Origin of the sequence: Streptomyces zhihengii (assembly GCF_016919245.1) — a bacterium.
Classification (GTDB): domain Bacteria; phylum Actinomycetota; class Actinomycetes; order Streptomycetales; family Streptomycetaceae; genus Streptomyces; species Streptomyces zhihengii.
Window position 1 is genome coordinate 1 of the sequence record NZ_JAFEJA010000005.1, and the last position, 11,405, is coordinate 11,405.

Below are 11,405 nucleotides of genomic sequence, written 5' to 3' on the forward strand. Positions count from 1 at the left end.
ATCCCGCCGGCCGAGGCCCGGCAGATGGACCCGCAGCAGCGGATCGCCCTGGAGGTGGCGTACGCGGCGGTCGAGGACGCGCGGCGTTCCACGGAGAGCCTCGCGGGCACGCGCACCGGCGTCTTCATGGGCGCGATGTGGCAGGAGTACCCGCTGTTCACGCAGGGCGCCGCCGAGGCGATCCATGCCCACTCGGCCATCGGCTGGGACAACTCGGTGATCGGGTCCCGCATCGCCTACGCGCTGGGGCTGCGCGGCCCCGCGATGGGCGTGGCGACCGCGTCGAGTTCCTCCCTGGTCGCGGTGCACCTCGCCGTGCAGAGCCTGCGCTCCGGCGAGTCGGACTTCGCCCTCGCCGGCGGCGTCAACCTGATGCTGCATCCGAACACCTCGGTGGCCCTGACGAAACTCGGCACGCAGAGCCCTGCCGGCCTGAGCCGGGCCTTCGACGGCGAGGGCGACGGCTACGCCCGGGGCGAGGGCTGCGCGGTGGTCGTGCTGCGCCGGCTGTCCGACGCGCTCGCCGACGGCGACCGCGTCTACGCGCTGGTGCACGGCAGCGCCGTCAACAACGACGGCGCGACGGACGGGCTGACCGCTCCCGGCCACGAGGCGCAGACGCAGGTGCTGCGGTCGGCGTGGGAGAACGCCGGCGTCGCACCGAGTGCCGTCGCGTACGTCGAGGCGCACGGCACGGGCACGCCCCTGGGCGACGTGACGGAGGCGGGCGCGCTCGGCACCGTGTTCGGGCCCGGCCGGCCCGCGCCGCTGCGCATCGGCTCGGCGAAGACGAACTTCGGCCATCTCGAACCGGCCGCCGGTGTGCTCGGGCTCGTCAAGGCCGCGCTGGCGGTGCACCACGGCGTCATTCCGCCGAGCCTGCACTTCCGCACACCGAACCCGCGCATCGACTTCTGCGCCGAACGGCTGGAAGTGGTCACCGAGGCGGCCGCGTGGCCGGACGGGCCCAGGTTCGCGGGGGTCAGCAGCTTCGGATACGGCGGCACCAACGCGCATGTCGCCCTCGGCGAGGCGCCCGGGGGCGCGCCGGCACCGGCCGCACCGGACGCGGGCGGCCCGGTCTGCCTGGCGGTGTCCGGCACGAGCCCGCACGCGCTGGCGCGCAACGCGGCACGGCTGGCTGACCACCTCGGGCGGTCGCCGGGGGCGAGGCTGTCCGACGTCGCCTACTCCCTGGCGACGACCCGCACCCAGCACCCCGCGCGCGGCGTGGTGATCGCCGGGACGACGGACGAGGCGGTGGCCGGTCTGCGGGCGCTCGCCGCGGACGAGAGCCACGACGCGGTGGTGACGGGCACGGCCGCCGGCCGCGGCCGCGTCGCGTTCGTCTTCCCCGGCCAGGGCGCCCAGTGGTGGGGGATGGGCGGGGAGTTGTGGGAGCAGAACGCGGCGTTCCGCGAGGCGGTGACGGCCTGCGACGAGGCCCTCGCCCCGTACACCGGGTTCTCGGTCGCCGCGATCGTGCGCGGACAGGACGGTCTCGCGCCGCCGTTCACCCGCACGGACGTGGTGCAGCCCGCGCTGTTCGCGATGTACGTCGGCATCGCCGCGATGTGGCGCGCCTGGGGCGTCGAGCCCTCGGCCGTCGTCGGCCACAGCCAGGGCGAGGTGGCCGCGGCGGTCGTCAGCGGGGCGCTGAGCCTGGCGGACGGCGCCCGTGTCGTGGCGCTGCGCGCCCGGGCCGTGCACGAGCACGCGCCGGCCGGGGCGATGGGACTCGTGGAGCGCCCGGTGGGCGACGTCGTCGAGGAGCTGGCGGCACACGGCGAGGCGCTGTCGGTCGCGGTGGTGAACACCGCGCGCTCGACCGTCGTGGCCGGAGACGCCGATGCGGTGGACCGCTTCCTCGCCCGGATGGAGGCCACCGGCGCGTACTGCCAGCGCGTGGACGTGGACTACGCCTCGCACAGCCCGCACATGGACGCGCTGCTGCCCGCGCTGCGCGAGCAGCTCACCGGCCTCGCCCCCGCGGAGCCGGGGATCGCCTTCTACTCGAGCGTGACGGGGGAGCGGGCCGCCGGGCCGGAGCTGGACGCGGACTACTGGTGCCGCAACCTGCGCGAGCCGGTGCGCTTCGACCGCGCGCTGGAACGCCTGCGGGCGGACGGGTTCGGGATCTTCGTCGAGGCCAGTCCGCATCCGGTGCTGCAGATAGCGCTGGCGCAGGGAACCGAAGCCGACGGGGCGGCCGTCGTGGCGGGCAGCCTGCGCCGCGGTCGCGGCGGGACGGCACAGGCCCTGCGGGCGCTGGCGGAGCTGCACACCCAGGGCGTCCCGATCCCGTGGCGGCGCCTGTTCGCGGCCTCGGACGCGCGCAGGGCGGACCTTCCCGCGTACGCGTTCGAACACCGCGGCTACTGGCTGGACGAACACGACGACGCGATCCCGCCCGCCGGCAGCGCCTCGTGGCACCAGGACGTGATGGCACTGCCCGGACCCGAGCGGCTCGGGTCCCTGGTCGCGCTCGTCACCGAGGAGGCCGCCGCCCTGCTCGGCCGGCCCGCGGACGGCGTGCGCCCCGACCTGACACTGCGCGAGCAGGGTTTCGACTCCCTCACGGTGGTCGAGCTGCGCAACCGGCTCAGCGCACGGACACGGGTCCCGCTGCCCACCGTGCTCGCCTTCGACTACCCCACACCGCAGGCGATCGCGGCGCTGCTGCTGACGCACGCCGGTGCGCGGTCCGAGGCCCCGCAGGCCACGGCGTCGCCCGCCGTCGCCGCGGCGCCCCCGCGGCCCGACGACGACGATCCCGTTGTGATCGTGTCCATGGCCTGCCGGCTTCCGGACGGGATCGACACGCCCGAGGCGTTCTGGGACCTGCTCGCCGACGGCCGCGAGACCTCCTCCCCGTTCCCGCGGCGCTGGGACGGGTGGGACCTCGGCACGATCGAGGAGGCGGAACACGCCGCCACCGGCCGGCGCTACCAGCGCAAGGGCGGCTTCGTACGCGATGTCGAGGACTTCGACGCGGCGTTCTTCGGGCTCAGCCCTCGTGAGGCGCTGTCCCTGGACCCGCAGCAGCGGCTCGTCCTGGAAGTCGTGTGGGAGGCCATCGAGCGGGCCAATCTGCGCACCGCGTCCCTCGAAGGCAGCAACACCGGCGTCTACCTCGGCGCGATGAGCTCGGACTACGACGTCGCCCGGCGCTGGGACGTCGGCAGCAGCGACGGCTACAAGATCACCGGCAACGGGTCGAGCCTGATCTCCGGGCGGGTGGCCTACACCCTCGGCCTGTCGGGGCCGGCGCTCACCGTCGACACCGCGTGCAGCTCGTCGCTCGTGGCCCTGCGCCTGGCGTGCGAGGCGCTGCGCAGCGGCGAATGCGATCTGGCGCTCGCCGGCGGAGTGACCGTGATGAGCACCCCGCAGATCTTCGTCGAGTTCAGCCGCCTGGGCGGGCTCGCCGCCGACGGCCGCTGCAAGAGCTTCGCCGACGACGCCGACGGGACGAGCTGGGCGGAAGGCTGCGGCGTCCTGCTGCTCAAGCGGCTCTCGGACGCGAGGCGCGACGGTGACCGGGTGCTGGCCGTCGTGCGGGGCACCGCCGTGAACCAGGACGGCCGCAGCCAGGGGCTCACCGCGCCGAACGGCCTCGCGCAGCAGCGCGTGCTGCGCGGCGCCCTGGCCGACGGGGGACTGGCCCCGGCCGACATCGACGTTGTCGAAGCGCACGCCACGGGCACCGTGCTCGGCGATCCCATCGAGGCCGGCGCCCTCGCCGCGGTGTTCTCGGGCCGCGTGCGGCCCCTCCACCTGGGATCGGCCAAGTCCAACATCGGCCACGCCCAGGCGGCCTCCGGTGTCATCGGCGTCATCAAGATGGTGATGGCGCTCCGGCACGAGTGGCTGCCGCACACGCTCCACGTCCGGACGCCGAACACCCGGATCGACTGGACCGGCGGCGAACTGGAGCTGCTGCGGGAGCCGAGGCGGTGGCCGCGGACACGCCGGGTGCGCCGCGCCGGCGTCAGCTCGTTCGGCATCAGCGGCACGAACGCGCACGTCATCGTCGAAGAGGCACCCCAGACCGCCGACGCGGACCGGCCCGACGACGGTCCCGTCCTCCCGCTGGTGGTCTCGGGCACCGACGCGGCCGCCCTGCGGGCACAGGCCGGGCACTGGGCCCAGTGGCTCGACGCGCGCCCCGCCGCGGCGATGCGGGACATCGCCTACACCTCCGCCGTCGGCCGCACGCACTTCGAGACGCGCGCCGTGGTCTTCGCGGACAGCGCCGGGGATGCCGCCGAAGCCCTGCGGGCGGTCCGGCCCGGCTCCGGCGCGGCACCGGGGGAGATCGCCTTCGTCTTCGGCGGCCGGGCCGCGCAGCCGCCGGGAACGGACGGCCGACTGCTGGAGCAGAACGCGGTGTTCCGCGACACCGTGGCCGAGTGCGACGCGGTCCTGGCGCCGCTGACCGGCTGGTCCGTGCTGAAGGTGCTGCGCGGCGAGGAGGACGTGCACGGCCCCGACGCACTGCCGTGCACGCTGTTCGCGACCTACCTCGGACTCGCGGCCCTGTGGCAGAGCTGGGGTGTGGAGCCGGCGGCGGTGGTGGGCGACGCGCACGGCGAGGTCGCCGCCGCCGTGGTGAGCGGCGCGCTGAGCCTGGAGGACGGCGCCCGCGTCGTCGCCCATCGTGCTCGCGCGAGCTCGGGTGACGCGGCCGGCGGTGCGATGCCGGGGATCGTCCCCGCAGTTGCGTCCGTACCCTTCCGTTCGCGCCTGACGGGCGAGGCCGTACCGGGGACCGAACTCGGCGGCGACTACTGGCTGCGCGGCCTGCCGGAACCGGAGCCGATGAGGCTCGACCGCGCGCTGGAACGGCTGCGCGGCGAGGGCTTCGGCGTGTTCCTCGATGTCGGCATGCCCTCCGCGGCAGGCGGCGTGGGCCCGCTGTGGCGAGAGGCCGCCACGCTGTTCGAGCAGGGCGTCCCGCTGGACTGGGAGCGAGCCCTCGGGTCCTGTGGCGCCGCCAAGGCCGACGTCCCGACGTACGCCTTCCAGCGCCGCCGGTTCTGGCTCGACGGGCTTTTGGCCGGGCCCGCCGCGGTGACGGCACGTCAGCCCGCGTCCGGCCATCCGTGGTTCGAGGCGACCACGACGCTCGCCGGCGCCGGCGGTCACCTGTTCACCGGCCGGCTGTCGCCCGACGGCTTCCCGTGGCTGGCCGACCATGTCGTCGGCGGGCAGGTCTACGTGCCGGGCGCGGGCCTGATCGACGCCGCGCTGTTCGCCGCCCGGAGCGCGGGTGCCGACGCGCTGGCGGACCTGACGCTGCTGGAGCCGGTCGTCCTCCCGCCGGGCCGCGCGCTGCGGATCCAGGCCACCGTCGGCGATCCGGACGCGCACGGACGACGGCCCTTCGCGTTCCACAGCCAGCCCGAGGACACGGACGAGCCGCGGATCTGGCAGCAGCATGTGACGGGTGAGTGCGTGACCCGCGGCGGCGCCGCTGCCACGGTGCCGCCGGACCTCGCCGAGTGGCCGGTGCCCGGCGCCCGGCCGCTGGACGTCGAAGCCTTCTACGGACGCGCCCTCGCGAACGGGCTCGACTACGGCCCCGCCTTCCGGGGACTGCGCGAACTCGCCTGCCGCGACGGCGTCCACTACTACGGGCGCGTCCGGCTTCCGCAGGCGCTGGATCCGGCCGGCCACGGCCTGCACCCGTCGCTGTTCGACGCGGCACTGCAGGTCGTCGTCGCCGGTCTGATGGAGGCGGGTGCGGCTCCCGGGCCGCTGGTCCCCTTCATCTGGTCGGACGTCGAGCTGTTCCGTGCCGCGGGCAGGGAACTGATCGTGCGGGTGTCGTTCGAAGCCGCAGCGGACGGCGGGCCCGCGCCGGCCACCGTATGGCTGGCCGACCCGGCAGGCCACCCGGTGGCCCGGATCGGCAGGCTGAAGTTCCAGCCCGGCAGACGCCGCGGACACCCGTTCGCCGAGCACCTCTACCGCGTCGGCTTCGCCCACGTCCACCCCGAAGCCGAAGCCGAAGCCGCCGCCCCCGAAGGCACCCTCGTGGTCGGCGACCCGGAGGTCGGCACGGGCCTCGGCGCCGACGTCGTACCCGACCTGGACGCCCTCGTGAAGCGGCTCGACGGCCCGGCGGAGCGGCCTCGGCGACTGCTGTTCGCGCTGCCCGGCTGCGCGTCCGCTCCGTGGCACGAACCGGAACGCAGCGCCACCGAGGTGCTGCGGACACTTCAGGTGTGCTTGGGCGAACCCCGGCTCCACGACGCGGAGTTCGTCTGGATCACCCGCGACGCGGTGTCGTCGAGCCCGGACGACCAGGTCGGGAACTGGGCCCACGCCGCGGTGTGGGGCATGGTGCGCACCGCCCGCACGGAGCAGCCCGAACGCGTCCTGCGCCTGGTCGACCTCGGTCCCGGCACCCCGGACTTCCCGCTCCTGGCGCGCGTGATCGCGAGCGGCGGCGAGCCGGAGTACGTGCTGCGCGGCGAGAGGGCCCATGTGCCGCGGGCACGGCCGACGGTCGAGGAGGTCGACGCGCTCGTCCTGCCGCACCAGGGCGCTTGGCACGTGCGCCGGCGGGACGACGAGCGGCCGGAGGTCGTCGCCGCCGCGCACGACGAGGGCGCGCCGGAGCCGGTCGCGCCCGGCGAGGTCCGCGTCGAGGTGCGCGCCGCAGGGATCGGCCCGGGGCACGCGGAGGTCCTGGGGTTCGCGGGGATCGCCACGGACGTCGGCAGCGGCGTCACCTCGGTGCGCGCGGGTGACCGGGTCATGGGCCGCGCGCACGGCGCGCTCGGCAATCGGATCCGCGTCGACGGCGCCACCCTCCAGCCCGTGCCCGCGACCCTCACCTTCGCACAGGCGGCCGCCGCTCCGTCCGCCCCCGAGACGCGGCAGGCGGCCGCCGCTCCGTCCGCCCCCGAGACACGGCAGGACGCCGCCGATCCCTCCCCGCCCGATCAGCGGCAGGACACCACCGATCCGTCCCCGCCCGAGACACGGCACGACAAGGGGACGTTCACCGCCTTCGACGTACGCGACGCGCCCCACGCCCTGCGCCACGCACGGCAGAACGCCGCGCACCCGACCGTGCTGACCCTGCCACGCGCCCTCGACCCGGACGGCACCGTGCTGATCACCGGCGGTCTCGGCGAGCTCGGCAGCGCGCTCGCCGCACACCTGGTCCGCGCACACGGAGTGCGGCGGCTCGTGCTGCTGTCGCGGCGCGGCGGCAACGCCCCCGACGCCGGCTCGTCCGTGCGGGACCTCGAAGCCGCGGGCGCCGAGCGGGTGGACCTGGTCGCGGGCGACGTCGCGGACCGGGCCGCGGTGGCCGCGGCACTGGAAGGGATCGACCCGGGCCATCCCCTCACGGCCGTGTTCCACCTCGCCGGCGTGCTCGACGACGGCCTGGTGGAGGGCTTCACCCCGGAGCGGCTGCACCGGGTGATGACCCCCAAGGTCCAGGGCGCGCGCCTGCTGGACGAGTTGACCGAGCGGCTGGACCTGGCCGCGTTCGTCCTCTTCTCCTCGGCGGCCGGAACGCTGGGCACCGCGGGGCAGAGCGGGTACGCCGCGGCGAACGCGGCGCTGGACGCCCTGGCGGCGAACCGGCGCAAGCGGGGTCTGCCAGGACTCAGCCTCGCCTTCGGGCTCTGGGAACAGGCCGGAGTGGGCATGACCGCCCACCTCGGCAAGGCCGAGCTGGGACGCCTGCGGCGCCAGGGGATCGGCGCCCTGACCCTGGCCGAGGGCATGAACACCCTGGACGCCGCACTCGCGCGGCCCGAGGCCCAGCTGATGCCCGTGCGCCTGGAACTGGCATCACTGCGACACGCGCTCGGCGACGCGCCGGCGCCTCCCCTGCTGCGCGACATGCTGCGGCGCACCGCCGAAGAGAGCCCGGCCGGAGCGTCCCGGACCGCCCAGTCGCTCGATGCGCGGATGGCGGACGCCTCCGAAGCCGAACGGCCGGCCCTGCTGCTGGACCTCGTCCGCAGCGAAGCCGCCGACGTGCTCGGACTGCCCGGACCCGACAGCGTGCCGGCCGACAGGGCACTGCGCTCCCTCGGGCTCGACTCGCTCACCATGGTCCAGTTGCGCAAGCGCCTCGCCAAGCGGCTGAACACCGCACTGCCCGCCACCCTGGTGTTCGACTACCCGACCGCCGAAGCCATCGTCGGGCTCCTGCTCCACGACGCCACCACCCCGAACACCGTGAAAGGGAACGAGAAGTGAAGACAGAGGCCCTGTTCATCGCGGGTACCGCGACCTGCCTGCCCCCGGCGACCAAGGTCGAAGAGGCCGTCGCCGACGGCCGGTTCGACGCCCAGGACGCCGAGGACACGCAGCTCGCATCGGTCTGCGAGGCCACCGGCGAGGCTCCGCCCGAGATGGCGGTCGCCGCCGCCAGGGACGCCCTGGCACGCTCCGGCCACCGGGCCGAGGACATCGCGCTGCTGCTGCACGCCTGCGTCTACTTCCAGGGCCTCGAGCTCTACCCGACGGCCTCCTACATCCACCGCGAAGTACTCGGGGACCACTCCGCGCTCGCCTTCGAGATCAAGAACGCCTCCAACGGCTGCATGACCGCGCTGGACATCGCGGCGCGCTCCCTCACCGCCACCGGCGACGTGGCGGCCCTGGTGACCACCGCCGACAAGGTCGGCCCACCGGTGATCGACCGCTGGAACAGCGACATCGGCATCGTCCCGGGCGACGGCGCGTCGGCGATGGTCCTCAGCAGGAGGTCCGGGTTCGCCCAGGTGCTGAGCACCTCCACGGTGTCCGATCCGACCCTTGAGCGCCTGCACCGCGGCGACGCGCCCTTCACCCCGCACCACGACCCCACGCTCCCCATCGACCTGCGTCTGCGCAAACTGCAGTACCTGGGAGACGTGGAACTCGACGAGTTCACCCGCCGGTTCCGGGCCGGCCTCAGCGACTGCGTCGACCGGGCCCTGCACGACGCGGACATCCGGCTGGGCGACGTCGCCCGGTTCGTCGTCCCGCACTTCGGACGCATCGTGCTGCAGCGCGAGGTCCTCGCCGCACTCGACATCGACCTCGACCTCACGACCTGGTCCTTCGGCCGCACCGTCGGCCACCTCGGCGCGGGCGACCAGATCGCCGGACTCGACCACCTCGTGCAGGAGCGCGCCGTAGGTCCCGGCGACCTCTGCATGCTGCTCGGCGTCGGCGCCGGCTTCACCTGGACGTGCGCCGTGGTCCGGATCACCGAACTCCCCGCGTGGCCCGCGCCGACGGCCGGATCCCACCTCGAGGGCGGGCGGATCTGATGCGCTGCTACGTGTTCCCGGGACAGGGCACCCAGAAGAAGGGCATGGGACGCAGCCTCTTCGCACGGTTCCCCGACCTCCTCCGCCGCGCCGACCAGGTGCTCGGCTACCCGGTCGAAGAACTCTGCCGGGACAACCCGGACCGGCGGCTGTCCGAGACCGCGTACGCGCAGCCCGCGATCTACGTCGTCAACGCGCTGCACTGGTCGGCGGCGCAGGAGGACCTGCCACCCGCCGACTTCCTCGCGGGCCACAGCCTCGGCGAGTACAGCGCACTGTTCGCGGCCGGCGCCTTCGACTTCGAAACCGGCCTCACCCTGGTGCAGCGCCGGGCGGAACTGATGGGCCAGATCAGCGGCGGCGGGATGGCCGCGGTCGTCGGTCTCCCCGAGCAGGTCGTCGAGGAGATACTGAAGCGCCACGACGCCGCCGGCGTCGTCATCGCCAACTACAACGCGCCCGAGCAGGTCGTGCTCTCCGGCAGCCACCAGGAACTGGCCCGGATCAAGCCGTTCTTCGAGAAGGCGGAGGGTGTCCGGGGCTTCATCCCCGTCCGGGTCAGCGGCCCCTTCCACTCGCCGGCGATGGCCCCGGCCGCCGCCCGCTTCCGCGACCTGCTGGCCTCGGTCGACCTGGCCGCACTGCGGACCCCGGTCGTCTCCAACGTCACCGGCCGCCCGTTCGGCCCCGACGCCCAGGACATCCGCGACCTGCTCGCCGACCAGATCGCCCAGCCCGTCCGCTGGACCGACTGCATCCGCCACCTGCTGAACGCAGGCGTCTCCACCTTCACCGAACTCAGCGACACCAAAGTGCTCACCGCACTCATCGACCGGATCACCGCCGCCCACCAGCCCGCCCCCGACCCCCGCCGGGACCTGATCCAGCGCATCAAACACGACATCCTCCAGCCCGAGATCGGCGACGAGGCGCTGGACTTCGACGACCACGCGTCCTTCCGCCAACTCGGCCTGAACTCCATCATCTACGTGCGCCTCGCCCGCCGCGCCGCGACCGTCCTCGGCGTTCCGATCAAGCCCGACGTCATCTTCCAGCACCGCTCCTGCGCCGCGCTGGCCGACCACCTCCTGACCCGCGACGACATCCCCCGAGCAGCGGCGCCCAAGACCCCACCCGCGCCGTTGCGCGACTACCAGGACGAACGGGTCACCGCCCTGCTGCGCGACTGCGCGAACGGCACCCTCAGCGTGCCCAGGACCATCGAGGCCATCCGCGCCCTCGCATGACGAGCACGCCGCCACCGTGCCGCCCCGACGAGACGGCGGCGGCCCACTCGACGGCCAAGCCACCACCGCCCCACCGGGGCAAGCACCTTGCTCAGGTAAGTCAAGCCGGTCCAGTAGCTCGCGTGCGTCAGACCGGTCCAGCACCGAGACGGAGCGCCACCAGCCGCGGCAGACGCCGGCGCATCTCCTCGTCGTCCGCGAAGTCGAACGGCTCACCCATACCGTCACCGGCCTCCGCATCGACGGCCGCGCGAGCGCAGACAAAGGCCGCCCAGTCCGCCCAGAAAGCAGAAGCGTCACCGGTCAGCCGCTCATACGCCGTGGGCGCGACGAAGTGGAAGTCCTCGTCGAAGACGACACTCTCGTCCCCGTCGGCCGCCGCGCGACGCACCGCAGAATGCTCGGCGAGTGCATCGGGGCAGACCACTGCCCGTTCGTACCAATCACGACCGAGCGCCACCAGACCCGCAGTGAAGTCGGTCAGCTTCTCGGCCCTAAAGGACCGGGCCTGCAGCTCAGTGCGTGACTGGCTGCCACGTTCCTGCCGCGTCTGGGCCGCTACTACCGTGGGGTGGTGGTGGCCGGGACGGGTGACTGCCGCCCCTCGTTCCACACGGTTACGCCGCGCCGGGCGATGTTGTGGGAAGCGTTCCGGTCCGCGTGCGCAACGACGCCGCAGCCCCGGCAGATGAAACGACCCTGGTCCACACGGTTCTTCCTGTCCGTGTGTCCGCACTCGCAGCACATCTGCGAGGTGTAGGCAGCATCGACGTGGACCAGCGGGACGCCGTCGCGCTGCGCCTTGTAGACGAGGAACTGCCCGAGCTGGGCGAAGGCCCAGGAGTGCAGCGTGACCCGCTGGGGC

At 74.0% G+C, this 11,405-nt stretch carries 5 protein-coding genes; 3 read left to right on the plus strand and 2 right to left on the minus strand.

Translation table 11 applies throughout. The features are described 5' to 3' along the window. From JE024_RS40730 to fabD, 3 genes are all read left to right on the plus strand, one after another. A partial coding sequence (locus tag JE024_RS40730; RefSeq protein ID WP_205379025.1) for a type I polyketide synthase occupies positions 1–8,232 on the plus strand: 8,232 nt, incomplete at its 5' end. Further along, positions 8,229–9,293 carry a ketoacyl-ACP synthase III family protein gene (locus tag JE024_RS40735; RefSeq protein WP_205379026.1) on the plus strand — a complete coding sequence of 355 codons (1,065 nt, stop codon included), beginning with the start codon at positions 8,229–8,231 and terminating at the stop codon, positions 9,291–9,293. The genes JE024_RS40730 and JE024_RS40735, both read left to right, overlap by 4 nt. Then, entirely contained in the window at positions 9,293–10,540 is a 1,248-nt protein-coding gene (gene fabD / locus JE024_RS40740; RefSeq protein ID WP_205379027.1) for an ACP S-malonyltransferase, read from the plus strand. The genes JE024_RS40735 and fabD overlap by 1 nt, the downstream gene beginning before the upstream one ends. A gap of 127 nt (positions 10,541–10,667) precedes the next feature. Here fabD and JE024_RS40745 read toward each other — a convergent pair whose 3' ends face one another. Beyond that, positions 10,668–11,153 carry a DUF4240 domain-containing protein gene (locus JE024_RS40745; protein WP_205379028.1) on the minus strand — a complete coding sequence of 162 codons (486 nt, stop codon included), beginning with the start codon at positions 11,151–11,153 and terminating at the stop codon, positions 10,668–10,670. Further along, on the minus strand, positions 11,102–11,405 hold a 304-nt coding region (locus JE024_RS40750; RefSeq protein WP_205379029.1), incomplete at its 5' end, for a zinc ribbon domain-containing protein. The genes JE024_RS40750 and JE024_RS40745, both read right to left, overlap by 52 nt.